At 46.9% G+C, this 25,501-nt stretch carries 16 protein-coding genes and 1 other RNA gene; 15 read left to right on the top strand and 2 right to left on the bottom strand.

All coding sequences use genetic code 11. The features are described from left to right. Positions 1–654: 654 nt before the first annotated feature. The 5 genes from dnaK (at position 655) to ACPEIW_RS05865 (ending at position 6,336) form a co-directional block, all read left to right on the top strand. On the top strand, positions 655–2,553 hold the full coding sequence (dnaK, locus tag ACPEIW_RS05885) for a molecular chaperone DnaK (RefSeq protein ID WP_415680570.1): 1,899 nt from the start codon (positions 655–657) through the stop codon (positions 2,551–2,553). Beyond that, entirely contained in the window at positions 2,553–3,395 is an 843-nt protein-coding gene (gene grpE, locus ACPEIW_RS05880) for a nucleotide exchange factor GrpE (RefSeq protein WP_425663623.1), read from the top strand. Before dnaK ends, grpE begins: the two co-directional genes overlap by 1 nt. 260 nt (positions 3,396–3,655) lie before the next feature. After that, positions 3,656–4,687 carry a DnaJ C-terminal domain-containing protein gene (locus ACPEIW_RS05875; RefSeq protein WP_425663621.1) on the top strand — a complete coding sequence of 344 codons (1,032 nt, stop codon included), beginning with the start codon at positions 3,656–3,658 and terminating at the stop codon, positions 4,685–4,687. A 100-nt stretch (positions 4,688–4,787) separates the two neighbouring features. Next, the gene (locus ACPEIW_RS05870; protein WP_016806621.1) at positions 4,788–5,396 is read left to right on the top strand and encodes a heat shock protein transcriptional repressor HspR; all 609 of its coding nucleotides are present in this window, start codon (positions 4,788–4,790) and stop codon (positions 5,394–5,396) included. Between the two features lie 247 nt (positions 5,397–5,643). Further along, positions 5,644–6,336, top strand: coding sequence for an HAD family hydrolase (locus ACPEIW_RS05865; protein ID WP_425664451.1), 693 nt, complete (start codon positions 5,644–5,646; stop codon positions 6,334–6,336). A gap of 589 nt (positions 6,337–6,925) precedes the next feature. On the opposite strand, the gene ACPEIW_RS05860 is transcribed toward ACPEIW_RS05865, so the two are convergent. Next, entirely contained in the window at positions 6,926–9,307 is a 2,382-nt protein-coding gene (locus ACPEIW_RS05860) for a transglycosylase domain-containing protein (protein ID WP_425663618.1), read from the bottom strand. Positions 9,308–9,484: 177 nt separating this feature from the next. Here ACPEIW_RS05860 and ACPEIW_RS05855 point away from each other — a divergent pair, with 177 nt between their 5' ends. Further along, on the top strand, positions 9,485–10,627 hold the full coding sequence (locus ACPEIW_RS05855) for an inositol-3-phosphate synthase (RefSeq protein ID WP_016636431.1): 1,143 nt from the start codon (positions 9,485–9,487) through the stop codon (positions 10,625–10,627). 110 nt (positions 10,628–10,737) lie between these two features. Then, positions 10,738–10,834, top strand: an RNA gene (ffs, locus tag ACPEIW_RS05850) — signal recognition particle sRNA small type. A 312-nt stretch (positions 10,835–11,146) separates the two neighbouring features. Here the strand turns inward: ffs and ACPEIW_RS05845 are convergent. Beyond that, positions 11,147–12,166: an ORF6N domain-containing protein gene (locus ACPEIW_RS05845; protein WP_425663616.1), complete on the bottom strand. Its 1,020-nt coding sequence runs from the start codon at positions 12,164–12,166 to the stop codon at positions 11,147–11,149. Between the two features lie 734 nt (positions 12,167–12,900). Between ACPEIW_RS05845 and ACPEIW_RS05840 the strand changes: the two genes are divergently transcribed. The 8 genes from ACPEIW_RS05840 to ACPEIW_RS05805 all read left to right on the top strand — a co-directional run bounded on the left by ACPEIW_RS05840 (position 12,901) and on the right by ACPEIW_RS05805 (position 25,452). Beyond that, a complete protein-coding gene (locus ACPEIW_RS05840) occupies positions 12,901–14,103 on the top strand; it encodes a hypothetical protein (protein WP_425663614.1) in 1,203 nt (400 codons plus the stop codon). Positions 14,104–14,599: 496 nt separating this feature from the next. Then, positions 14,600–16,237 (top strand): CAP domain-containing protein, encoded by a 1,638-nt coding sequence (locus ACPEIW_RS05835; protein ID WP_425663612.1) that lies wholly within the window; start codon positions 14,600–14,602, stop codon positions 16,235–16,237. A 215-nt stretch (positions 16,238–16,452) separates the two neighbouring features. After that, entirely contained in the window at positions 16,453–18,237 is a 1,785-nt protein-coding gene (locus tag ACPEIW_RS05830) for a cellulosome anchor protein (protein WP_425663610.1), read from the top strand. 380 nt (positions 18,238–18,617) lie between these two features. Next, positions 18,618–19,712 carry a phosphatase PAP2 family protein gene (locus ACPEIW_RS05825; protein ID WP_425663608.1) on the top strand — a complete coding sequence of 365 codons (1,095 nt, stop codon included), beginning with the start codon at positions 18,618–18,620 and terminating at the stop codon, positions 19,710–19,712. Between the two features lie 190 nt (positions 19,713–19,902). Further along, a complete protein-coding gene (topA, locus tag ACPEIW_RS05820) occupies positions 19,903–22,767 on the top strand; it encodes a type I DNA topoisomerase (RefSeq protein ID WP_425663606.1) in 2,865 nt (954 codons plus the stop codon). Between the two features lie 20 nt (positions 22,768–22,787). Next, positions 22,788–23,498 (top strand): dTMP kinase, encoded by a 711-nt coding sequence (tmk, locus tag ACPEIW_RS05815; RefSeq protein ID WP_425663604.1) that lies wholly within the window; start codon positions 22,788–22,790, stop codon positions 23,496–23,498. Between the two features lie 18 nt (positions 23,499–23,516). Then, positions 23,517–24,704 (top strand): DNA polymerase III subunit delta', encoded by a 1,188-nt coding sequence (locus tag ACPEIW_RS05810; protein WP_425663602.1) that lies wholly within the window; start codon positions 23,517–23,519, stop codon positions 24,702–24,704. Positions 24,705–24,900: 196 nt separating this feature from the next. Beyond that, on the top strand, positions 24,901–25,452 hold the full coding sequence (locus ACPEIW_RS05805) for a YbhB/YbcL family Raf kinase inhibitor-like protein (RefSeq protein ID WP_016636093.1): 552 nt from the start codon (positions 24,901–24,903) through the stop codon (positions 25,450–25,452). Positions 25,453–25,501 lie beyond the last annotated feature (49 nt).

Genomic DNA, 25,501 nt, shown 5'->3' with positions numbered 1-25,501 from the left:
GTGGTGTGAACGCACAAAATGGCTTGGAGATTATCTCCAAGCCATTTTTGTGTTTTGCTACGACCTGCCTTCGAGCTTAAAGCGTAGCGCGCGAATCGACGATTTCGAGCTGCATAATGCGTCATTTTCCTCTTTCTGTTGTTTCTTTTCCCGTGTTTGTTCCCTATTTAATCAAAAATGGGAACAAACGTGGGGGGGGTCTTGTGTTTGTTTCCAAAATCGGCTGAAATGGGAACAAACGTGGGGGGGGGTCTTGTGTTTGTTTCCAAAATCGGCTGAAATGGGAACAAACGTGGGGGGGGGTCTTGTGTTTGTTTCCAAAATCGGCTGAAATGGGAACAAACGTGGGGGAAAAGAAACAAACGTGGGCGCGAAGACGTTCGCGCGCTTAGACCGCGCTAACGATACGCTTCATCCGCTGCGAAAAATCTCGAATCTCCGATGCATTCGGCGTAATTTATATAAATAGGTTAAAAAGTTGAGTGGGGGAGTGTTAAGTTTTTGCGAAACGCGCGCAAAAATGCTTGACTTTAATAACTTGAGTGTGTTAGACTCAAGTTTTGTAAAAAGAAAAGTGGCTAGTCGCAAGGCTGGCTGCCAAGAATTTGAGTACATAGATTAAAAGGTACATAGATAAGATAGCTAGGAGATATTATGGGACGCGCAGTAGGTATTGATTTAGGAACAACGAACTCCTGCATTGCAACGCTTGAAGGCGGCAGCCCAACAGTTATTGTTAACGCAGAAGGTGCGCGTACAACACCGTCCGTGGTGGCTTTCAGCAAGTCGGGAGAAATCTTGGTTGGCGAAGTCGCTAAGCGTCAGGCTGTTACAAACGTTGACCGCACGATTAGCTCTGTAAAGCGCCACATGGGTACGGATTGGTCTGTTGAGATTGATGGCAAGAAGTGGACTCCTCAAGAGATTTCTGCTCAGGTTTTGATGAAGTTGAAGCGCGATGCTGAAGCCTACCTTGGCGAGCCAGTAACCGATGCCGTTATTACATGCCCAGCATACTTCAACGATGCTCAGCGTCAGGCAACTAAGGATGCAGGTAAGATTGCAGGCTTGAACGTGCTGCGTATTATTAACGAACCAACTGCTGCAGCATTGGCTTATGGTCTTGAAAAAGGCAAGGAAGACGAGCGCATTTTGGTGTTCGACTTGGGCGGCGGTACTTTCGATGTGTCGCTTCTTGAGATTGGTAAGGATGATGACGGCTTCTCCACAATCCAGGTGCAGGCCACTAATGGCGATAACCACTTGGGTGGCGATGACTGGGATCAGAAGATTATCGACTGGCTTGTTGGCGAAGTTAAGAACAAGTACGGCGTTGATTTGAGCAAGGATAAGATTGCTTTGCAGCGCTTGAAGGAGGCTGCTGAGCAGGCAAAGAAGGAGCTTAGCTCTTCAACATCTACCTCAATTTCTATGCAGTACTTGGCAATGACTCCTGACGGAACTCCAGTGCATTTGGATGAGACTTTGACTCGTGCTCACTTTGAGGAAATGACTTCCGACTTGCTCGGTCGCTGCCGTACGCCATTTAACAACGTGCTTTCCGACGCTGGCATCTCTGTAAGCCAGATTGATCACGTGGTGCTTGTTGGTGGTTCTACTCGTATGCCAGCCGTCAAGGAGCTTGTAAAGGAGCTTACGGGCGGTAAGGAAGCGAACCAGTCCGTAAATCCAGATGAGGTTGTGGCTGTTGGTGCAGCTGTGCAGTCGGGCGTTATTAAGGGAGACCGCAAAGACGTTCTGCTTATTGATGTAACTCCACTTTCTTTGGGCATTGAAACCAAGGGCGGAATTATGACGAAGCTTATTGAGCGCAACACCGCAATCCCAACTAAGCGATCCGAAGTGTTCTCTACTGCAGAAGATAATCAGCCATCCGTGTTGATTCAGGTTTACCAGGGTGAACGTGAGTTTGCGCGCGATAACAAGCCTCTCGGCACTTTTGAATTGACGGGTATTGCTCCAGCTCCTCGTGGCGTTCCACAAATCGAAGTGACTTTCGACATTGATGCTAACGGCATTGTGCACGTTTCCGCTAAAGATAAGGGAACGGGCAAGGAACAGTCCATGACGATTACGGGCGGTTCTGGCTTGCCAAAGGACGAGATTGATCGCATGGTTAAAGAGGCGGAAGCTCACGAAGCAGAAGATAAGAAGCGCAAGGAAGAAGCGGATACTCGCAACCAGGCAGAGTCCTTTGCTTACCAGACTGAAAAGCTTGTGAACGACAATAAGGATAAGCTCTCCGACGAAATCTCTAAGGAAGTTACCGACAAGGTGAATGCTTTGAAGGAAGCTTTGAAGGGTGATGACCTTGAGAAGATTAAGAGCGCGCAAAGCGAGCTTATGACGTCTGCGCAAAAGATTGGTCAGCAGCTTTACGCTCAGCAGGGTGCGGCTGGCGCTGCAGGTGCTGCGGGAGCTCAGGCTGGTGCTGGTGCTGCATCTGATGCAAATGCAGGTGCCTCTAAGGATGACGACGTGGTTGACGCCGAAGTGGTGGACGACGACAAGGACGATAAGGATAATAAGTAATGTCCGAGTTTAACGCCAACGACTACTTGAGTGGTTTGGAAGACGTGCCTTCGGATGCTGGCGATTCGCGTGCGGCGTCTGCTAGCGCGGCCGATAATGCGGCCTATAGCGCTGCAGATGGCGCTGCGGCGCAGGGTGCAGTGCATGAGGAAGCTCATGAGGCAAAGCACGAAGCGAAGCACGCTGCAGCTGCTAACGATGCGTCGGTGAATAACGCGGCGAGTGCTGCGGCTAGTGATACGGCGGCGGATTGTTCTGCGGATTGTGCAACGCAAGACGCGGCCGCTAGCGCAGCCGCCGACGCGGAAAAGTCGCAAGCAACCGAAGATGAATCCAACGCGCGTAAATCTAAAGAAAATAACAATTCTGCAGATGCTCAAAGCAGCGAAGAAGACGATTCCTTAACGCCTCTTGGCAAAGCCAAAAAAGAGGCGGCGGAGTATTTGGAAGCGTTGCAGCGCGAGCGAGCAGAGTTCATCAATTTCCGCAACCGCGCAGCCAAGGAGCAAGATCGGTTCAGGCAGCATGGAATAACAGACGTGCTTACGGCTTTATTGCCAGCTTTAGACGACATTGATAGGATTCGCGAACACGGCGCAATGGACGATTCGTTCAAAGCTGTGGCAGCAAAATTAGACAAGGCGTTTGAAAAGTTTGGCGTAGAAAAGTTTGGCGAAAAGGGCGAAGACTTTGACCCAACAAAGCACGATGCGATTCTACACAAGCCAGATGCGAATGCTACGAAGGAAACGGTTGATGTTGTTGTGGAATCGGGCTACAGGATTGGAGATCGAGTGATTCGCGCTGCAAGAGTCGTAGTGGCGTCTCCAAGCAATGAGTAGTAGCGTGCGCAGTGTAAAACAGTGTGAAACAATGCGTGAAACATCGCTAATGTCAGCGCTTGTTTGGATTGTTTAGCTCGCGCATTTCATCAAATGTTTACTTATGCAAGTCCCATGCCTACTCGTGTTGGCGGTTTAGATTCTAAGCAGCTAGCGCGAGTAGGTTATTTAGATACAAGCTATAGATATAAGCTATAGATACAAGCTATAGATATAAGTTGTTTAGTAAATGCCAGTGGCTCAAAGAAAAAGGAGCTTAAATGGCTGAGAATGAATGGCTAGCCAAAGATTTTTACAAGGTTCTCGGCGTCTCTAAAGATGCTGACGAAGACACAATCACAAAAGCGTACAGAAAACTCGCTAGAAAATATCACCCAGACTTAAACAAAACTAAAGAAGCAGAAGAAAAATTCAAAGACGTATCCGAAGCGTACGACGTTTTGAAAGATAAGCAGATGCGCGCTCGCTACGATGCGATTCGCCAATTCGGCGCAGGCGGAGCAAGATTCGCTGGCGGCGCGGGCGCAGGCGGATTCGACGCAAGCGGATTCAGCGACATTTTCTCATCTATGTTTGGCGAATCGCCAATGGGCGGCGGCTCACGAGTGCGATTCTCCACAAGCGGCGCGGGTCCAGATATGGGCAATATATTCTCCATGTTTACAGGCGGCGCGGGCGCGTCGCAAGCAGGATTTGGCGGAGCGGATTACGAGCAGTACGCTCAATCTGGTCAATCTGCTACGCAAAACGTGCCTGAACGTGGTGAAGACATTACAACGTCTATAAAACTAACGTTTAAGCAGGCGTTTAAAGGCGCTACAGTTTCGCTTCGATCGGGCGGAGAATCGTTCAAAACTCACATTCCTGCAGGCGTAAAAGATGGGCAAAAAATACGCCTAAAGTCAAAAGGCAAGCCAGGAAAGTTTGGCGGCGCTTCTGGAGACATGTATTTGCAAGTGCAAGTGGAAAAGTCGGAGCAATTCTCGATTGAAGGATGCGATTTAGTGGCCACTTTGCCGATCACTTTAAGCGAAGCTGTGCACGGAGCAAAAGTCACGCTTAAAAACGTAGACGGCGAGCCGATTGTGTTTAAGGTGCCATCTGGAACTTCGAGCGGCAGCAGAATACGCGTAGAAGGCGCAGGCGTGCCAGGCAAAAATGGCGCGTTTGTTGGAATTGCGCAAATACACGTTCCAAAAAAGTCAACAATGGCAGTAAAACATGCTGCAAAAGAGTTTGAAAAGGCGTGTGGCGAAGATTACGAGCAAGAAGTTAAGGATTTGCGCGAATAGATGCAGATGAAGATGTAGATGCAGATGATATGCATATGCGCTTAGCGTTTACGTTTAAGAGTCGCAGATTTGCTTAGCATTTGCGTGAGAAAGGAAAGTCATGGCTAGGTTGGATCGCCAAATTAGGGCGCTGTATGAGATGTGTGCAGTGGCGCTAGTGCGCGGAAATGCAACGCTTGACGGCGCGGACGAAGTGGGCTTTAAAATTGACATGCCGATTTTTACCGTGAGTCACGTAGCCAACCTAACCGACACGCATCCGCAAACGCTTAGGCAGTACGATAGATTGCGTTTGATTATGCCGCAGCGCACAGAAGGCGGAGCCAGAAGATACTCGCTTAGAGACATAGATAGGCTTGTGCAAACGCAAAAGCTGAGCCAAGAAAACGGCGTGAATCTTGCTGGAATTATGCGGATTTTGGAGCTTCAAGAAGAAAATCGCCAGCTTAAAAGGCAAGTGAGGCGCTTAGTTGACGAGGCGGCAAGTGCGGAGCGAAACATTTTTGCAGCGAGTGCAGACGGAAACATTGTGGAGGTTCAGCGCTCGCAGCGCGCAAAGGATTGGCGCCGAGATATTCGTGTGCCTCAGCGCGAGTTGCCGTCGTCTTATGCAAGAGGCAATAATGGCGATTCGCAATATAATGATTATGCGAGCAATGATTTAGAAGACGATAGGTCGATTGTTTTGTGGCGCGCGTTTGGTCTATAGCGACTACGCTAACAAGTGCCTATATAAACATTAGTTTAGATTTTTCTAAATACTAGTCAAATGCTTAAATAGATGGTGGATATGTGGATAATCGCAAAATTATATGCGCCAATAAGTGCATAAGTGGATAAGTATTATAAGAATATAAGAAAATAAGTGTATAAGTGGATAAAGGGGATTAATGGTAACGAGCGCAACCGAGGAAAATGCATTGACAGAGTTAGCTGCAGAAAAATCGGCAATTGAGATGGCAGCTGCGGCAAATCGCAAGTTGGCAGCAGTTTTTTGGGATATGGACGGCACGCTAATCGACTCTGAGCCGTATTGGCACGAGTCCGAAATTCAAATCGCAAAGAAACACGGCGGCGAGTGGAGCGAAGAGCTTGCATGGCAATACTCGGGCGGTTCTCTAAAAGACGTTGCCGAAGCTATGATTGCGCGCGGAACAAAGATGGGCGTTGAAGAGATTGGCAACGCAATGGTGGACTATGTTGCCGAGCGCGAAAGCGTGGAAGTTCCATGGGTGCCAGACGTTTTGGATCTTTTGCAAAAGCTTGCCGACGCAAAAATCCCTTCGATTTTAGTAAGCAATTCACCAAGGCGACTTGTTGAAAACATTGTGAACCATGCGCCAAAAGGTGCGTTCGCTGGTTTTGTTTGCGGAGACGATGGATATGCTACAAAGCCAAGCCCCGATCCGTATTTGGCTGCAGGTAGGTTGCTTGGCATTAGCGCGCAAAACATGAAGTATTGCATTGCGATTGAGGATTCGTTCGCAGGGCTAAAGTCGGCTGCAGCTTCGGGAGCGACCACTCTTGCGCAAAGAGCGTATTCTAACTTAGACGTTAGCGGCGGGCCGCAGTTTGCAGACTTAGACGGCTACAAAGACCTTACGCCGCAAGCGCTTGAGTGCTACATTATTGATCGCATTGCGCAGTAGCGCGCAAACGCACTACATGAACACTCAAAACTGTAGTGCGATTGTACTGGATTTTGGTGTTTCTTGATACAAACACACTACATGAACACTCAAAACTGTAGTGTGTTTGTACTGGATTTCGGTGTTTTTGTCGCTCGCGCAGGTTAGCTGCGCTCGCGTCTTCGCCGCACGTAAAGTCCACTGGACTTTACGTTTGAGCGGCTCAGCGCTCCGAATTGCCTTCGCGCTACGCTTTAAGCGCTCAGGCAGGTCGTCGCGCAAACGCACTACACAAACAAATAAAACTGTAGTGCGATTGTACTGAATTTTGGTGTTTTTGTCGCTCGCGCAGGTTAGCTGCGCTCGCGTCTTCGCCGCACGTAAAGTCCACTGGACTTTACGTTTGAGCGGCTCAGCGCTCCGAATTGCCTTCGCGCTACGCTATTCCTCGCGGCTATTAGTAGCCGCTCGGCTGATTTGGCACGTAAAGTCAACTGGACTTTACATTTGAGCCAAATCACGCTTTGAAGGAGCTTGAAATGCGTTATGCAATTTCAAGCTCAGTCAAAGCGCCCATGCAGATCGTCGCGCATTCTCGGGAAAATACAGATTAATCGCCGCCGCCACTTTGCGTTTGGTTAGCTCCGCCGCTTCCAGAAGATGATGCTGCGCCAGACCCATCGCCAGCGTTTCCGCCGCCTACAGTAGCGCCGCCGCCAGCCGAGCCGTTGTTACCATTCGCCCCAGACCCATTCGCGCCATCTTCACTACTCGCGCCATTTTCGCCACTTGCACTATCTGCTTTATCTTTAGCTTTATCCTTATCTTTGCTACTCGAACTATCTTCCTTATTTTCGTTATTCGCAACTTCGCTATCGTCGTCCGCAAATTCGTGCTTGCTTCCACCAAGCCCCCAAGTGCCGTCAACGCCGCCAATTTTGCCGTTATCTTTAGCTTCTGGGAACTTTTCCGCAGCCGTTCCAGCCAGCGCCGCACGCATGTATCGCGTAAACAAATGCGCAGAATACCCAATTCCACCAGGGTACCCGCGGAAAGTTGGCACAGGCAAAGGATTTCCTTGCGCATCTGGGTGCCAAATAGCAAACACAGTCAAAACACTCGGCGTAAATCCAACAAAACTACACGCCGAAGCATCGTTAGCGGTTCCCGACTTTCCAGCAATCGGCTTTCCAACGCCCCTAACTTCTGGCGAAGTACCGTATTGCACAACGCCTTGCATGGCCTTAATAGCAAGCGCCATGTCTGCCGCCGCAAACACCTGCTTTCCAACGGTCGGCGCCCTATAAAACTCTTTGCCATCTGGGTTCTTAACGCTAGAAACAATGTGCAAATCTGGCCTGCGCCCCTGGTTTGCAATCGTGGAATACGCGCGCGCAATCTCACTAATATGCACAGGGTCGTTTCCAAGAACCGTAAACGGATTCTTGCCGTTAACGCGCTGCGCATTTAGCCCAGCCAGAACAGCCGTATTTGCCACCCCTTTTTGCCCCAGCTTTTCTTGCAAAGCCATAAATGGCGTGTTTACAGAGTTTGCTGTTGCTTTATAAAGGTTGATTATTCCCCAATTTGTGTTTGCAAAGTTGTTTACTGGCTTGTCGATTCCCTTAAACTTTAGCCCCGTATTTCCATTAAACAGCGTGTTTAGATTTGTGCCCGCCTGAATCGCGCCAATCAGCGCAAACGGCTTCATGGTACTTCCAGGCTCGTAAAGCGCTTGAGTGGCGTTATTTAGCGGCTTAGAAAGGTAGTCGTCGCCTGCATACACAGATATAATCGACCCATCTTTAGGATTTACGCTCATTGCGCCCGTTTGCACTCCTTGCGGCGTAATTCCGCGCGCGCCAGCAGTCGGGCTTGCAACGTTAAACATTAAATCTTGCTTAGCTTTGTCGATTGTTGTAATAATGCGGTATCCGCCTGTGTCTAAGTCTTCTTTTGTAAACGCGCCGCCGCTTGTAAGCTCGCTGCGAACCATTTGCAAAAGGTATCCTTGCGGCCCCGCGTACATGTTTTGCTTGGTTTGATTAATGGTTTGCGGCATTTTTGCGTTTTTGTATTCTTCGCTTGTAATGTACTTGTCTTTAAGCATGATTCTTAGCACGCGCTTGAATCGAATATTCGCCTCTTTAGGCATGATTGCAGGATCCCAGCTGCTTGGCGCAGGAATTATTCCAGCCAGCATTGCCGCTTGAGATAGCGTAAGATCCTTCGCTTCCACGCCAAAGTACGCTTTTGCTGCCGCCTGGATTCCGTACGCTCCGCGGCCCAGATAAATCGTGTTCATGTAATTGCACAGCACGGTGTTTTTGTCTTGTGTTTGCGCGATTTTTAGCGCAAGAATGGCCTCGTGCAGCTTTCCTAAATACGTTTTTGTTTCGCCAAGATAGTAGCGTTCCGCGTATTGTTGCGTAATCGTAGAGCCGCCCCAACGGCCTTTAGACGTTACGTTGTGGATTATTGCGCGCCCAATTCCCTTAAGATCGATTCCGCCGTCTTTGTAGAAAGACCTGTTTTCGCTTGCGATTATTGCGTTTCCAACATATGGTTTTAGAACAGAGCAGTTTATGATTTCGCGATTTTGCTCTGCAAAGCTGCCGATTTCCGTTTTTCCGTCCGCGTAGTAAACCTTTGTTTTATCCGCCATTGCGATTTTGTCTGGCTGCGGAATGTCTGTTGTTACGTACATCCACGCAACCGTTAGAATTCCAAGGATTATTGGCGTAAAAACTACGATTAGTGCCCAAAATAGAATCGGGTGTTTTGTTCTAAAGTTTTTTTGGATTCTTCTGTGGCTTCTGCGATTGTATGGTTGATTGTATGGTCGCCTTGCGCTTGCGCCGTTTCTTGCGCCGTTTCTTCCGCCTGCTCTGTTGCTTGCGCCGTTGCCAGCAGCATCGCCAGCGCCCGCGCTTCTTACGGTGCGCCTTGCGCTAGAAGAGTGCGAATTTCGTCTATAACTATTTGCAACCATATAATCCAAGTTAGCGCTTGGCGAGGAACTTTAATCATATTTTAATCATATTTAAATCATACTTAACGCGGAATTTTAATCATACTTAATATCGTATGTAATATTTGTAAAAGCTAGTATTATAAAAGTGTATTAGTGCGGCGTTTTTGTGCCGATGATTTTTGTTAAGGAGTTTATATGAGTATCCGCGTTGCCATTGCCGGTGTTGGCAATTGTGCTTCGTCGTTAGTTCAGGGCGTTGAATACTACAAGAATGCCAATGATGGCGATAAAATTCCAGGATTAATGCATGCTGTTTTTGGGCAATATCGCGTGCGAGACATTGAGTTTGTAGCCGCTTTCGATGTTGACGCTTTAAAAGTTGGCCATGACTTAAGCGAGGCGATTTATGCTTCTCAAAACAACACGATTCGCTTTGCAGACGTGCCTAATCTTGGAGTTACAGTGCAGCGCGGCCCTACTTACGATGGCTTGGGCGACTACTACAAGCAAATGATTGAGGAGTCTAATGAAGAGCCTGTAAATGTTGCAGCGGTTTTGCGCGATTTGCACGTAGACGTGCTTGTTTCTTACTTGCCAGTTGGCTCCGAGCAGGCAGATAAGGCGTATGCTACGGCGGCTATGGAAGCTGGATGCGCGTTTGTAAATTGCCTTCCTGTTTTTATTGCTTCCGACCCAGTTTGGGCGCAAAAATTCCGCGATGCAGGCGTTCCGATTATTGGCGACGATATTAAAAGCCAGGTTGGCGCCACGATTACGCACCGAGTTATGGCGCGACTTTTTGAAGATAGAGGAGTGCGTTTGGACCGCACTTACCAGCTTAATGTTGGCGGAAACATGGACTTTATGAACATGTTGCAGCGCTCTAGGCTTGAGTCGAAGAAGATTTCTAAAACGCGCGCGGTTACTTCGATTGTTCCGCACGATATGGATGACCACAACGTGCACATTGGTCCTTCGGATTATGTTGCTTGGCTTGACGACCGCAAGTTTGCGTTTGTGCGCTTGGAGGGCACCACTTTTGGCGATGTTCCGCTTAGCCTGGAGTACAAGCTTGAGGTGTGGGATTCGCCTAATTCTGCAGGCATTGTTATAGATGCTGTGCGCGCTGCGAAGATTGCGTTGGATCGCAAGCTTTCGGGGCCGATTTTGGCTCCTAGCTCTTACTTTATGAAGTCGCCAGCTGTTCAGCATGAAGATGGCGAGGCGCGCGAACTTGTTGAGCGCTATATTAATGGAGACGTTGAGGCAGACGAGTCGCAGCTTAATGCAGATGTTGAGGATGCAAAGAAGAGCGGCAAAAGCGTGTGGCGCGCCTAGCGATGTGCTTAATGGTGCGGTTGCTTGAGATTTGATTTCGGCATTTGCTTGGCTTTTCGTCGGTTGCTTGCGACTTGCATTCGACTTTTATCCAAAATCGTGTAATATAGGTAGAGCCTCCGCGTGGCACTACGTCACCCAATCCCCCCAGGGCAGGAATGCAGCAAGGGTAAGTGGCCTCTGGTGGGTGCGCGGGGGTTTTCTTGTATAAAGTTTGTTACATTTGTCTCGCTTGCGCTTCGACCTGCCTTCGTGTTTAGAGCGTAGCGCGCGAACGATTTTCCGCACTTTGTACCATTTTTGACCTAAATCACGTACAAAAAGCAGAATCAGAAGCAAAGCGCGGAAGATTTGGGTAATCGGCAAAAAAGTGTGTCTATTAGTCGGCGTGTCTATATTGACTCTTAAAAAATTCCATGGGAAAATCGTCTTAACAGAACCTCTCCACGCTTAATGTATTTTACATGCGGACCACGGAGAGGGCTTTTTTGTATTGCGCCATGCGCCTTGCCCGCGCGCTTAGAACTCCAACTCGGGATTCTTTAACAACTCATCAAACATCGCATTATACAAACGCAAATTAAAAGACTCTATTCGCATAATAGTCGAGATTTTGCCGCCAGCATCTTTCGACGAAGCGCCACAAAGGTAGACAGCCTCATCATCCGTCCCATAATCTATAACTACATACCTATCGTGATACTTCCTACCAGCAGTCTTAAACTTCAAATCAACACTAGGATAATCGCTTACAAAATCGCTCAACATGCTTTCCGTAAGCATATTCTTATTCCTAGCATTATCACTAAAAACTACGATTTCAACACCTTCCCCAGCAAAGCGTAATAATTCCAACGTTTTAAGACCAATATAATTATCTACAACATAAATGCTTTTCTTAGCCGACTTATATATTTTGCAATATGCAAGATCCGCTTCTATTTTATTGCCGTCCATAAGAAGAAAATGTTTATACGTATTTGGATTAATAAAATTATCCATTACCTTATTAAAATCTTCCTTCGTTGCCATTTGAGATTTTATTTCCGCTATGTCTTTAGTATTCCGGCTTGTTTGAATCGCAAGCTTAGCTAATTCATTCTCGCCAATAAAATCCTTATTTTCAACAATATAATCCTTCATTTGCTTAAAGGTTCTAATAAGAGCTTTCGACTGCATTGTGGCAAGTTCGCCTCTTAGCACAGTCATGAGCATATAAATACCTTGCTCCGTAAAAGCATAAGGCAACTTTCTGCGACCGCCCCAACTTGATGTAGAATTTTTCGACATCAAGTTTTTGAACTCATCAGCAGTTAGCTGAAACATAAAGTCGTTATCAAATTTTTCTATGTTATTTTTTACCTGCTCGTTGAATCTCGCTGTAGTATACCCATAGATTTCAGCAAGCTCAAAATCAAGCATTACTTTTTGATTGCGAATGTTGTAGATTTTCTCTTTTATCGCTTTAGCATCTATTATCATTCCAATAGACGCGTTTTTAGAATTCGCGATCCTTAAATTTTTATTCTGCTCTACCATAAGACCCTCCTAAAAAATGTGCGTAAAACCTAGCGCCATGCAACAAAAACTACATTTCTAACACAAAACCCATGAATCACAAGCAATCAGGGTTATTCCCCAAAATCAAACACAAGACACATAACATATAACAACTAGCAAAACTAGCATGCATCAGCGCATAAATGTCATTTTATAAGATTTTATAGATAAGAAGCAACAAAAAAATAGGTTTTTCATTCCAAAGTGCGCGAGAAGGTAATTCGGAGCGCTGAGCCGCTTAAGGCAGAAGCATTGCTTCTGCGCGGCGAAGACGTTTGCGCGCCGTAACGCGCGAACGGTTGACGCACTTTGTACCATTTTTGACCTAAATTACGTACAAAAAGCGGAATCAGAAACAAAGTGTGGAAGATTGTTTGCGTATACGACACGCGCGAAAAGCTTTCCTTAAAAAAACCTGGGAAAATTCTTCAAAAACCTTGAAATGCGTATTTTTACGGTTTAAGCGTTGTTTATTCATAAATTTTACGGCAATGTGGCCTTTATTGTGGATTAGTTTGTGTATATCATCATTTTTTTCGGTTTAGCACGTGTGGCTGGGGCTTGACTTTTTCAAACGGGGGGGGGGTATGTTAATAGCAACATCACACGGTGGATAACCGTTGGTGGAATGCGTAAACGCGCGTTTTATATTTTCCTCGCCGCATTGCGAGTTGTTCGCTTTGCGAGTGGGGGAGAAGAAGAAAGGAAATAAAATGATGAATAAGAAGGCTATCGCCGCTTTCGCTGCTGGCGCAACTTTGCTTGCTGGCTTCGCAATGGCAACCCCAGCATTCGCTGCTGACAAGGCTGAAGCTCCTAAGAAGGAAGCTGAAAAGGAACTTACTGGTCTTGAGAAGGCTCAGAAGGCTGTTAAGGACGCTGAAGAGGGTCTTAAGAAGGCTCAGGAAAAGGCTACAACTACTGCTGCCGCTAAGAAGACTGCTGATAAGGCTTGGACAGCTGCTAAGGCGCAGGCTTCAACCATCCAAGGTGTTGAATTAAAGGATGGCGTATACGTCAAGAAAGATAACGGCAAGAAGTTAGATAAGACTGCAGATGAGGATGCTCGTACAGAATTCTTGAATAAGCAGGCTGCTGCTAAGGCTGCTGACGAAGCTGCTGCTAAGGCTGATGAGGATGTTAAGACCGCTGATGCTAACTTGAAGGCTGCTCAGACTGCTCTTGCCAACTACAAGGATCCAGTCAAGCCAGCTGACCCATCTGAGTCTGATCTCAGCGGTGCTTTGGTAAGGACCAGTGGCAACTTCGATGAGGCTAAGGGCAAGCTTGATAAGGCTTACAGCAAGTACGAAGCAGCATACTTCGATGTTGATGCGGCACAGGCCAAGGCTGATGACGCAGCTGCAGCTTATAACAAGTATGTTCATTCGCACACGGATATGACCAAGGCCGAAAAGGTTGAAGCAGCTTTGTTGCTGAAGGCTTCTAATGATGCAGCCACCGAACTTACTGATGCTAAGCTCGCTGCTGGTAAGGCTAAGGGCGAGTTCGATAAGGCACTTAGAGAGGCTCACGAAGCTTGGGCTAAGTATGCTGGCGTTTACAAGGCTGCTAAGGCTAAGAACGCCTCGTTGGTTGCTGGCTACGCTTTGCCAAGCGATGTAGAGCCAGTTGCAGCTAACTACGTACCAGGTGTTTCTCACGTTACCCCAGGTTCTGTAAAGCCAGGTCAGGCTGGTAAGCCAGGTGCTGCTAAGCCAGGTCAGGCTGGTAAGGCTGGCCAGGCTGGTGCCAATGGCGCTGCTGCTGGTTCTAAGACTGAGGTTGAGAACAAGAAGGACAAGGACAAGCGCGGTAACACCCACACTGGTACTGGTGTTGGTGTAACCTTGACCGCTTTGGCTGCCACCATGCTCGCTGGCATGGGTGCTGCTGTTCGCAAGGCTCGTCACTAAGCTAAAAGTGTAAAACTAAATTTGTCTAGCTGCGTAGTTTAAGCATTGCGATTGATGCGCTTAGTAGTAATTGTTAATCGCATTATTAATCGCGTTGCTAATTGCGCAGCTAGATAAATACCCTCGGCTCGAAATTTAAGAGCGTTTATACTTGCGCTCAACGGTTGGTAAGGGGTTTTGTAGGGAAGCGCCTTGCTGATATGCCAATTGCGTGCTTACTAATTGCTTAAACTCTGATTTGCTATTAATTTTCTTTCTTCTTGGAGTTTTAGCGTTAGATAGTGTGTTTTAGGTGTTGAGCGTGTTGCTTTCGGTTTTGTTTGCTACTAGGGGCATTCAAAGCCGAAAGCTTTTTTGTTATTTGTCCCTATAGAAAAGGCCTGTAGCAAAAGCCTATAGCGAAGGTCTTATAGCGAAGGTCTTATAGCAAAGGTCTTATAGCAAAGGTCTCATAGCAAAGGCCTATAGTAAACCCCTATAGTAAAAGAGAGAATCCATGAAAAAGCAAACTCCAAAATCTGCCGAAAAAATGGCTTTCAATTCATTTTCTAACAACTCTTTCAGTTCATTTTCTAAAAAATTCACCGCTGCAACCGTAGCCGCAATTTTGGCTGGTTCAGCGGTTTCTATGTTTGGAGCTACTGCAAACACCGCTTTTGCTAGCGATGTAACAGTATCTAGCTACGCGCACCCAGTAACCAGTTACGATAGCACCAGCGCAAAAAGCACTGCTAGCGGGCTTTTTGCAAGCGTAATGGATAATGAATCCTTTACGCGTGCTCAGCGCGATGATGCAGCTAAAGCTTTTGCCATATTGCATGGTTTTACAGAAAAGCCAAACTGGTACGATTCAAAAGTAAAGCTTAATAGCGGCGAAGAATCCCCTGATTACATTACGCGCTTGAACAATTCAATATCGTATATGCGCGCGATTAACGAGTATCGCAAGAGTCGTGGGCTTAATCCTCTTGGCGTAAGTCTTTACATGACGGAAGTCGCAATAAATGACGCGTTCTATTCTGCCAATATTTTTGACCACGCAATGCACTATAAGACGTTTGAAAATTTGGCTTGGGGTTCATACGATAGCGGAACCTACGATGGCGGCAGCACCACGGATACCATGACTGGCGCAATGAAAATGTGGATTACTGACGAAAAAGCCAAGTATGATGACTTTATAGCTAAAGGTATGTCTGTTGGCGGAATAAATTCTGGCTATTATAGAGAGTTTGGCCACTACCTAAACTTCATTAATCCAACGCTTACGGCAATGGGTCTTACTAGCGGAAATATTAGCAACGAGTACGGCACTGTTATATCTTGGGAAGCTGTTCCAGCTAGCTACTTGGAAGGCAATAAGGCGCCATTTACGCTGGGCGAGTACCAAAAGCTTATTAATGCATACATTAATGGGCAGCCTTATGATGTGACGCCAAGCGAGGAGACGCCAAGTGATGTGACGCCTGCGCCTGCGCCTGTTCCTTCGGACGTGACGCCTTCTGACGTGACTCCTTCGGATGTGACGCCTGACGTTACGCCTTCGGATGTAACGCCTTCTGATTTTGACTTCTCGCCAAGCTTTGATGTGACGCCAAGTGAGGATACTTATACGCCTTCTGACTTTGATTTCACTCCAAACTTTGATGTGACGCCTTCTGAGGAGACTCCTTCTTATTTTGACTTCACTCCAAGCTTCGACGTGACGCCAAGTGAGGATACTCCTTCTGACTTCGATTTCACGCCAAGCTTTGATGTGACTCCGTCTGAGGAGACTCCTTCTGATTTCGATTTCTCTCCAAGCTTTGACGTGACTCCGTCTGAGGATACTCCTTCTGACTTTGACTTTACGCCAAGCTTTGATGTGACGCCTTCTGAGGATACTTATACTCCTTCTGATTTTGACTTCTCGCCAAGCTTTGACGTGACGCCAAGTGAGGATGTGACTCCTGATTTTGACTTCTCGCCTTCATTCGACGTGACGCCAAGTGAGGATACTTATACTCCTTCAGACTTTGACTTCTCGCCAAGCTTTGACGAAGCGCCTTCTAGTGATTCTGATTCAAACGTGACGCCAAGTGACTTTACGTTTGATTACAACTTCGACGCTGTAGACGCTCGGCGCTTTGACTGAGCTTGAAATTGCATAACGCATTTCAAGCTCCTTCAAAGCGCTGAGCCGCTTAAGTGTAAAGTCCAGTGGACTTTACACGCGGCGAAGACGTTAGCGCGCTTAGACCGCGCGAACGATGACATGTCTTTTCGCTTAAAGCGTAGCGCGTAAAGGCAGGTCGGAGCGCAAACGCATCGTCGTATCAAAAATCGTAAGTAAGAAAAAGGAAGAATATTATGAAAAATAAAACTTTAGTCGCAAAAAAGATTGCGTTAGTGGTAGCAGGTCTTTCGATGGCGGCTCCTTGCTTTATTGCGGGCGCGCCTGCGTTTGCTGACTCGTACGCAAGTGTTCAAAGAAGCACTAGTGTTAATCTTGCAAAGCTTTATGGCACAACGGATGGCGTTGGTCTTATCTATAAGAATGGCAATGTGGATATGAATCCATTGGGAGAGGGAAACTTTGCATTCCAACTGTACTACGACATGTTGATGGCATCTAATAATACGCGAATGGCAAGTAAAACTGGCAAGCTTGATGCTGCTAGCGAAAAGCTTCTTAATTCAATAAAAGAGGAAATTAGAAAGTACGAATATAATCATAGGCTTCTTCGTTGGGATTTGGAAGATAATGATGATTCGTATTTGCTTGAAAAATACTGGAAGCGTATTGATGCTGCTAAAAGTCCAGAAGAGTTGAAGAAAGCGTATAAAGATCTTACAAAAGATATGCGTTCTGCTATTAGAACTAATAGCTTCCATTATTTGTGTCGTGGTCTTACGGATGGCATGCAAAATCCAAAGTCAAACAGTTTTGTGGATCCAACTCCTACAAAATCTAAGTTTGGCAATTATGATCTTTCGTACTTAAATGACTTTGTGCCAAGAGAATCTAGAGAGAACAATAGCATTATTGTTCCAGCACCTGCGTCGTTGAGTGACGTTGATCCAAACTTAAAAGGCAACTTAGTCTTAGATAAAATCATTGGTGCAGAAGCTGGAATGCCTAGCGTAGTTTCGTTTAAAGTAGGAAGAATAGATTCTAACATCATCAATATTAATAAGTTCATAAACGACTACACTGTACCTTCTTGCGCATACCTCTATAAGGGCAGTGTAGACGATTTTGGGGATGCGTACGGCGAAAAACCAGTGCTGCTGAATGCTGGGTATTTTTCGAATAGTAAGAATATGTTAGTTGTGTCCCAGTCACCCGAACCTAATGATGACAATCCAGTCTTTGATGTTTCAATTCCAGAAGGCTTCCACGGCTTGTATACGCTTTTGCTTGTAGGTGAGAACGGAAGGCAGCTTGGATGGACCACAATAAATGTTGATAAAGAGGGCGAGAGCGTTGGAGATATTTCGCGTGGCGCCGCGATTGCTGCGTCTGACGATGAGAGCACGCCTTCGGATGTGACGCCTGATGTGACTCCTGATGTTATTCCGTCTGATTTTGACTTTACGCCAAGCTTCGACGTGACGCCTAGCGAGGATACTTATACTCCGTCTGATTTTGACTTCACTCCTTCGTTTGACGTGACGCCAAGTGAGGAGACGCCGTCTGACTTTGATTTCACGCCAAGTTTTGATGTGACGCCAAGTGAGGAGACTCCTTCTGATTTTGACTTCTCGCCAAGTTTCGACGTGACGCCGTCTGAGGATACTTATACTCCTTCTGACTTTGACTTCTCGCCAAGTTTTGATGTGACGCCGTCTGAGGATACTCCTTCGGACTTTGACTTTACGCCAAGCTTCGATGTGACGCCTAGCGAGGAGACTCCGTCTGACTTTGACTTCACTCCTTCGTTTGATGTGACTCCAAGTGAGGATACTTATACTCCTTCTGATTTTGACTTCTCGCCAAGCTTTGACGTGACCCCAAGCGAGGATGCTGATTCAACGTCTGACTTCGATTTCTCGCCAAACTTTGACGAAGCGCCAGCTAGTGATTCTGATTCAAACGTGACGCCAAGTGACTTTACGTTTGATTACAACTTCGACGCTGTAGACGGTCAGTAGTCTGCGTTTGCGCTCCGACCTGCCTTTTCGCTTAGAGCGTAGCGCGAAAAGGCAATTCGGAGCGCTGAGCTTGCTTAAGGTTGAAAGCACAGTGTGCTTTCAACGCAAGCGAAGACGTTAGCGCGCTTAGACCGCGCTAACGACATGACCTTCTATTCCGCTTTTTGTTGTTAGACACGCCGTTTAGAGCTAAAAAGCGCGGAAAATCGTTAGCGCGGTCTAAGCGCGCTATTCCTCGCGGCTATTAGTAGCCGCTCGGCTGATTTGGCATGTAAAGTCCACTGGACTTTACATTTGAGCCAAATCACGCTTTGAAGGAGCTTGAAACGCGCTATGCAATTTCAAGCTCGGTCAAAGCGCATGGAGTGTTGTTTGATAAAATGCTTGGTATGAGTCTATTAGAAGGCAGCCAGATTAGCGATATTAGCGAAAATATTCAAAATAACCAAAACTCTCAAAGCAGCGCAGCTAATCAAGATATTTCTAAGCTCGATCCATTGATGAATCGCCCTAGAATATCAACAATCGTGTTATGCGCTATATTCGCATTGATTTTTGCTGCATCTGCTAGTGCTGTGTGGCTTCTAGCTGTTAGAACGCCAATCGGCCAATCGTACGAAGAAATGGTAATCAGCACTTTTGGATATAGTGCAATTCCGCCAACATTCGCCGCGATTTTAGCGCCGCTTAGAAGTTCCATAATCGTTATAGTTTTATCTGCACTAATTTGCGTTGCGGCATTAATAATATCAATCATAAGAAAACGATGGTTGCTGCTTGCACAATGCTGCGCAATATTCGTGCTATCGCTTGCTGCAGAGCCATTAAAACGCATTCTTCCTAGGCAAATGCTTGTAAACATTGCTACTCTTGCAAAAAATTCCGCACCTTCTGGCCACACTCTTTTAATGGCGGCTGCTTGCGCAATACTTGTTTGCGCGGCGTCTCGCGCGTTTAGAGCATGGGCTGCAGCTGGAGCAGCGTTAATAACGTTTTTGCTGGCTGTGGCACTTATGGGAGGCCGCTGGCATAGGCCTGCAGACGTTGTAATGTCGGTACTAATAGTAGGCGCAATTGCTTGCGCTGTAATGGCTTTTACGCGCGGTTCTGCAATGGATTTGCCTGGACGCAGAAAGTCGTCTATAAGCGTGCAAATTGTTGGAACCGCAATGATTACAATGGGCGTTATTTGCATCGCGTATTTTGCATACATGTTTTATCAAATCATGCCAGGCATTGAGCTGGGCGCAAAATGGGCGATTGGCGTTTCGCACGTTTTAACATATTGGGCTGTTGCAGGTGCGTGTAGCCTAACCTTCGGCGTTTTAATGGTTATTAAGCAATGCGCGGCTGCTCCTTTAAGTAGACTCGGTTTAGTGGGAGCGCCTCCTATTCCTCCTACTGCACCATCAAAAAGCGATGAGCAAAGTCAGTCTAATGAAAGCGATTTGTTAAAAATGCTATCGTCTAATTGAATAAAAAATAATTAAAATTGAATAAAAAATAAGTAAAGTGGTATATATAGGAGTATATGCTGATATTTCGCAAAGTTTGATTTTGTTGATTTTGCAGAATTTGCAGCGCGTATTGCGTTAGAGTTGGCGTGGATTTAGTAATAAAAGCGCGGAATTGCATATAGAATGCATATGAATGAAAGGAGAGAGTATGACAGAGCAGAATAAGCTTGTCATTGTGGAGTCTCCCACTAAAGCGCGTAAAATAGGCGGATATCTTGGAAGCGGATACACGGTTATGGCGTCTGTAGGCCATATTCGCGATTTAGCACAGCCAAGTCAGGTGCCAGCTGCTAAAAAGGCGGAATTTGGCAAGTTTGGCGTAGATGTAAACAATGGTTTTGAGCCATACTACGTTGTTGGCGCAGATAAAAAGAAAACAGTTTCGGACTTAAAGGCTGCGCTCGCAAAGTCGGGCGAGTTGTTCCTTGCGACTGATGAGGACCGCGAAGGAGAGGCGATTGCTTGGCATCTTGTGCAAGCGCTTAAGCCAAAAGTGCCAGTAAAGCGCATGGTGTTTCACGAGATTACAAAGCCTGCGATTCAAGCTTCGCTTGCTAACACGCGAGACGTTGACGACCACATGGTTGATGCGCAAGAGACGCGCCGCGTGTTGGATAGATTGTACGGCTACGAGCTTTCGCCAGTTTTGTGGCGTAAAGTTGGGCCAGGTCTTTCGGCTGGTCGAGTGCAATCTGTTGCAACGCGTTTGATTGTTGAGCGCGAGCGCGAGCGAATGGCGTTTAGAAAAGCAAGCTACTGGGATGTTTGCGCGGATTTGAGTGCAAACGGCGTTGATTTTACGGCGCGAATGACGTCTCTAAACGGAGCGCGTTTGGCTGGTTCTAAAGATTTTAACTCGCTTGGAGAGCTTCAAAAAGCCAAGGGCGAATCTGCTTTAGCGCACTATTTAAGCGAGGCAGACGCTTGCGCGATTGCACAAATCCTTGGCGCGGCCGATTTTGTTGTAAACTCAATGGACACTAAGCCGTATCGCCGCCGCCCATTGCCTCCGTTTACAACGTCTACTCTTCAACAGACTGCTGGAAACCGCTTGTCTATGAGCTCTCGCCAAACTATGCGCGCGGCTCAATCTTTGTACGAAAACGGTTATATAACCTACATGCGTACGGATTCTGTAACGCTTTCTAAAGAGGCGATTTTTGCGGCTCGAGATTGCGTTAAGTCTAGTTTTGGCAGCGAGTATTTAGCGGATTCGCCAAAGCAGTATGCTACGACTTCTGCAGGCGCTCAAGAAGCGCACGAGTGTATTCGTCCTGCTGGCTCTACGTTTAGGAATCCTGCGGATTTGGCTGGCGCTCTCCCTGCCGATCAGCTTAAGCTTTACACGCTTATTTGGCAGCGCACGCTTGCATCTCAAATGGCGGATGCCACTGGTTTTACAGCTACAGTTAAGCTAGACGCTTTAGCTGGCAGCTTTGGAACGGCTAATTTCCAAGCTTCTGGAACCGTTATCGAGTTTGCTGGATTTATGAAGGTGTTTGGCGGATTTAGCGAAGACGAGCAGTCTAAGGCTTTGCCGCCTATGGCTAATGGCGATGTTCTTAAAGCTTTGCAAGTTAGTGCGGATGGTCACGAAACTCAGCCGCCAGCGCGCTATACGGAAGCGTCTTTAGTTAAAACGCTTGAAGCTAAGGAGATTGGTAGGCCGTCTACTTACGCTAGCATTATTTCTACGATTATTGACCGCGGATACGTGTATGAGCGTGGGCGCGCGTTGATTCCAAGCTGGCTTGCTTTTGCTGTTATTAAGCTTTTGGAATCTAATTTCCCAACTTACGTTGACTACGCGTTTACGGCAGACATGGAAAATGGCTTGGATCGCATTGCGCATGGCGAGGAAGCTGGTAAAGATTGGCTTTACAAGTTTTACTTTGGAGATGACGAGGCGGCGGTTGCTGGAGACTTTGCAATGCGCGAAGGCTTGCAAAAGCAGGTTGATCAGCTTGGCGAGATTGACGCTCGAGAGATTAACACGATTGATATTGGCGGCGGATTGCACGTGCGCGTAGGCAGATACGGCCCATATTTGGAAGATACTAAGAATCTAGACGAAGAGGGCAATGCGCGCAGAGCTTCGATTCCAAGCACTTTAGCTCCAGACGAGTTGAGCGAGCAAGTTGCTAGAGATTTGATTGAGAACAACTCCGACGGTCCGCGCGTTTTGGGAACAGATCCGCAAACTGGCGGAAGTGTAGAAGTTAGGAACGGGCGTTTTGGAGCGTACGTTGCGCTTGTTGAGGCTGCGGATGAGGCTTCGGGCGAGGGTAAGTCGCAAGCAACCGCAGATTCCGCTAAAACTGGCGCAAAGTCTTCTGCAAAGTCTTCTGCAAAATCCAAGAAGACTGCTAAAGCTAAGCCAAAAATGGCGTCTTTGTTCAAAACTATGGACCCTGCAACAATAACTTTGCAAGACGCTTTGAAACTTTTGAACTTGCCGCGATTAGTTGGCGTTGTAGAAGAAGTTGACGAGCAGGGCGAGGTTAAGCGCGCAAGGATTGAGGCAAATAATGGTCGATACGGCCCGTATTTGACTAAGACTTACGAGCGAACGGATTCTGGCGATTCGGCTGCGGATTCTAAGCCAGATAATCGCTCACTTGCAAGCGAAGACGCGATTTTTAGCGTGACTTTAGACGAAGCTAAGGAGCTGTTTGCGCAACCAAAGTACGGCAAGCGCACGCGTGGAGCTGCAAAACCGCCACTTAGGGAGCTTGGAGAAGACCCAGAAAGCGGCAAGCCAGTTGTAATTAAAGACGGCTTCTACGGAGCTTATATTACGGATGGCGTTACAAATCGCACGCTTCCAAAGCAATACACGCCTGAGTCGATTGAGCCGCAAGTTGCGTTTGAGCTTTTGGCGCAAAAGCGCGCGGCAGGGCCTGTAAAGCGCAAGAGAGCGGCCGCTAAGAAGACGGCAACAAAGAAGACGGCTGCTAAAAAAACGGCAGCTAAAAAGAGCACAGCAAAAAAGTCCACGTCTAAAGCCGAGTAAACCTGGTAGAGGTGTGCAAAATGGCTATATGTGTTAAAAACAGCGGGATTAGCGGCTTAAACAATGGTCTTAAGGGTATTTTTATATCTTTTGAAGGTATAGATGGCGTTGGAAAAACCACGCAGGTTGAAGCTTTGCGTGATTTTTTGCAAGCGCGCGGACTTGAGGTTGTTGTTACTAGAGAGCCTGGCGGCACGCAATTAGGAAAACAGTTGCGAGATATTCTTTTGCATGGCGGAGCGATTTCTGCGCGTGCAGAGGCGCTACTTTTTGCGGCGGATCGCGCTCAACATGCTGCGCAAGTCATTATTCCAGCGTTGCAGCGCGGTGCGGTTGTTATAACGGATCGCTACATTGATTCTTCGCTAGCGTACCAATCGGGTGGGCGCGAACTCACTATGCAAGACGTGCGTGATTTAAGCGAGTGGGCGTCTAATTGCCTTTGGCCAAATCGCACGTATTTGCTAGATATGAGCGAGAAAGATGCTGCTGTGCGATTGCATGGGCAGGCGGATCGCATGGAAAGTGCAGGGCTTGATTTTGCGCGCCGCACGCGTGAAGCGTTTTTAGATCTTGCTGCAAAAAATGCGCAAAGATTTTGCGTTTTAGACGCCACTTTGCCAGCTTGCGATTTATCGAAGTTGATTGCTAAAGACGTGTGCGAGTTGATGGATAATGCTGGAATAGGTGACGAAAAATCGCCAGAATCGCAAGAAAATCAAGGATTTTAGGACTCTAGGATTTTAGCAATGGACGTTTGGGAATCGGTAGTTGGTCAAGCGCAAGTTGTTGAGCGTCTTAAAAAAGTAGCGCAAGGCGATTCAAGCAAAATCGCGCAATCGTGGCTTATTTGCGGCGCTTCGGGATTTGGATGCGCAAAAGTAGCAAGAGCGTTTGCAGCAGCATTGCAATCGCGCGGAAAAGTCGCAAGCTTCCGCGCCGCTGAAGACTCCGCAAGTCAAATAAACACTCAAATAAATACAGATAAAATCGCAAGTGAAGTATTAGCTGGAACAAGCCCAGACGTAAACATTTTAAGCACAGACAAAGTTACAGTAAGCATTGACGAAGTGCGCGAAATTGTGTCAATTTCCGAGCAGATGCCAAGTGTTGCACCGTGGCGAATCATAATCATCGAAGACGTTGGGCGCATGCTTGAGCGCACAACAAACGTTTTGCTAAAAGAAATTGAAGAGCCAGCACCTCGCACAATATGGATTCTTTGCGCTGCAAGCGCGGCAGATGTTTTGCCAACAATTCGTTCCAGGTCTCAAATAGTGAATCTGGTGCAACCAAGCGACCAAGATGTGCAAGAATACGTGCAAAAACGCTCGAACGTGGATGCAAAAACAGCGGAAAATGTGGCTCGCATAGCGCAAGGAAACGTTGATTTAGCAATGCTTTATGCTACAAGCGAGCGTGCTAGAAGCGGGCGGGAAGAGCTTGTTGCTAGCGTTTTGCGCATTAGCAGCGCAATAGATGCGATTATGCTTGCGCAAACGCTAATCGAAGATGCTAAAAGCCAGGCAGAAGACGAAGTGCAAAAGTGCGTGGAAGAAGAGCAAAGCGAGTTTTTGCGCATAAATGGCATTAAACCAACAGATAAAATTCCGCCTAAAATTCGTAGCGCATACAATGCGATTGGCAAAAAAGACGACGTTAAGCGCAAAGTGACTCGCGTAAGCAGAGATGTTCTAAACCGCGCAATAGATGCGATTTGCAGCGTGTACAGAGATGTGCTTGTTGTGTTAAACAATGCGCAATTACAAACGCCACTTGTGAATCAAGAATTTAAAGCAGAGATTATGCAGCTTTCTAAAAAAATTACAGCAGAGCGCGCACTTAAATGCCTTGATGCGCTTGCGGTGGCAAAAAAGCGGCTTGCTGGCAATGGAAACGCAACGCTTGTTTTTGAAGCGCTTTTCTGCTCGCTGTAATCTGCCTGAGCGCGCTGTAATGCGCGAACGATTTTCCGCTTTTTGTACGTAAATTGGGTCGATTTTGGTACAAAGTGCGGAAAATAACTCCGGGTTTTGTACGTGATTTAGGTCAAATATGGTACAAAGTGCGGAAGTGCATTTGTGTAAAAATGAATTATTTTGTATAGTCACAGCGGTAGTAGATACTTAAATTATGAATATTTCTACAGATTTCACCACTATTCCAGACAACTTTGCAAAAGCTGCGCCGGAAGAAAACAAGATTAACGGCGTTCCAGTCGTATCTTTTCCATTTTATGTAGACAAGTTGCCTGATTTTGTGCACTACTTGCATTGGCGATTTGTAGACGACGACGCTATACCAGTGTGCGGATTCCAGTGGATTCATTGGGTTGTAGCAAATGTTCCAGTGGAAGCGCTTATGTTTGACTTTAACGACTCGCGCGCTTTGCAAATTCCGCAAGACTTTTCTCGCACAATGCCAACCATGATTCCAGAAGTTGTACAAGGGCGAAACTCGCAAGCTAGCCGATTTGTTGGATGCACGGACCCTGCGATTACAATGCGCTACAATGGCCCGCAGCCGCCAGACAAGGATCATGACTACATGCTAGAAGTGTTCGGCACGCAAGAGCCTCTTGCAAATCTTAAAGAGGGCTTTTACCTTAACGAGATGATGAACGAGATTAGGCATTGCAAGTCGTATGTAGACGTTAACGGATTATATTTGCGAGGAAAAGCATAGAGTTTAAGGTTTAGAGCTTAAGGTTTAGAGTATAGGATTTAGGCTTTAG

This window comes from Gardnerella piotii, assembly GCF_049815665.1.
GTDB lineage: Bacteria > Actinomycetota > Actinomycetes > Actinomycetales > Bifidobacteriaceae > Bifidobacterium > Bifidobacterium piotii.
The sequence above is the reverse complement of the archived record's forward strand: the minus strand, read 5'-3'. Positions and strand labels throughout refer to the sequence as shown.

Coding starts and splice junctions, on each gene's coding strand:
- dnaK (WP_415680570.1), top strand. CDS start 655: ATGGGACGCGCAGTAGGTATTGATTTAGGAACAACGAACTCCTGCATT.
- grpE (WP_425663623.1), top strand. CDS start 2,553: ATGTCCGAGTTTAACGCCAACGACTACTTGAGTGGTTTGGAAGACGTG.
- ACPEIW_RS05875 (WP_425663621.1), top strand. CDS start 3,656: ATGGCTGAGAATGAATGGCTAGCCAAAGATTTTTACAAGGTTCTCGGC.
- ACPEIW_RS05870 (WP_016806621.1), top strand. CDS start 4,788: ATGGCTAGGTTGGATCGCCAAATTAGGGCGCTGTATGAGATGTGTGCA.
- ACPEIW_RS05865 (WP_425664451.1), top strand. CDS start 5,644: ATGGCAGCTGCGGCAAATCGCAAGTTGGCAGCAGTTTTTTGGGATATG.
- ACPEIW_RS05860 (WP_425663618.1), bottom strand. CDS start 9,307: ATGGTTGCAAATAGTTATAGACGAAATTCGCACTCTTCTAGCGCAAGG.
- ACPEIW_RS05855 (WP_016636431.1), top strand. CDS start 9,485: ATGAGTATCCGCGTTGCCATTGCCGGTGTTGGCAATTGTGCTTCGTCG.
- ACPEIW_RS05845 (WP_425663616.1), bottom strand. CDS start 12,166: ATGGTAGAGCAGAATAAAAATTTAAGGATCGCGAATTCTAAAAACGCG.
- ACPEIW_RS05840 (WP_425663614.1), top strand. CDS start 12,901: ATGATGAATAAGAAGGCTATCGCCGCTTTCGCTGCTGGCGCAACTTTG.
- ACPEIW_RS05835 (WP_425663612.1), top strand. CDS start 14,600: ATGAAAAAGCAAACTCCAAAATCTGCCGAAAAAATGGCTTTCAATTCA.
- ACPEIW_RS05830 (WP_425663610.1), top strand. CDS start 16,453: ATGAAAAATAAAACTTTAGTCGCAAAAAAGATTGCGTTAGTGGTAGCA.
- ACPEIW_RS05825 (WP_425663608.1), top strand. CDS start 18,618: ATGCTTGGTATGAGTCTATTAGAAGGCAGCCAGATTAGCGATATTAGC.
- topA (WP_425663606.1), top strand. CDS start 19,903: ATGACAGAGCAGAATAAGCTTGTCATTGTGGAGTCTCCCACTAAAGCG.
- tmk (WP_425663604.1), top strand. CDS start 22,788: ATGGCTATATGTGTTAAAAACAGCGGGATTAGCGGCTTAAACAATGGT.
- ACPEIW_RS05810 (WP_425663602.1), top strand. CDS start 23,517: ATGGACGTTTGGGAATCGGTAGTTGGTCAAGCGCAAGTTGTTGAGCGT.
- ACPEIW_RS05805 (WP_016636093.1), top strand. CDS start 24,901: ATGAATATTTCTACAGATTTCACCACTATTCCAGACAACTTTGCAAAA.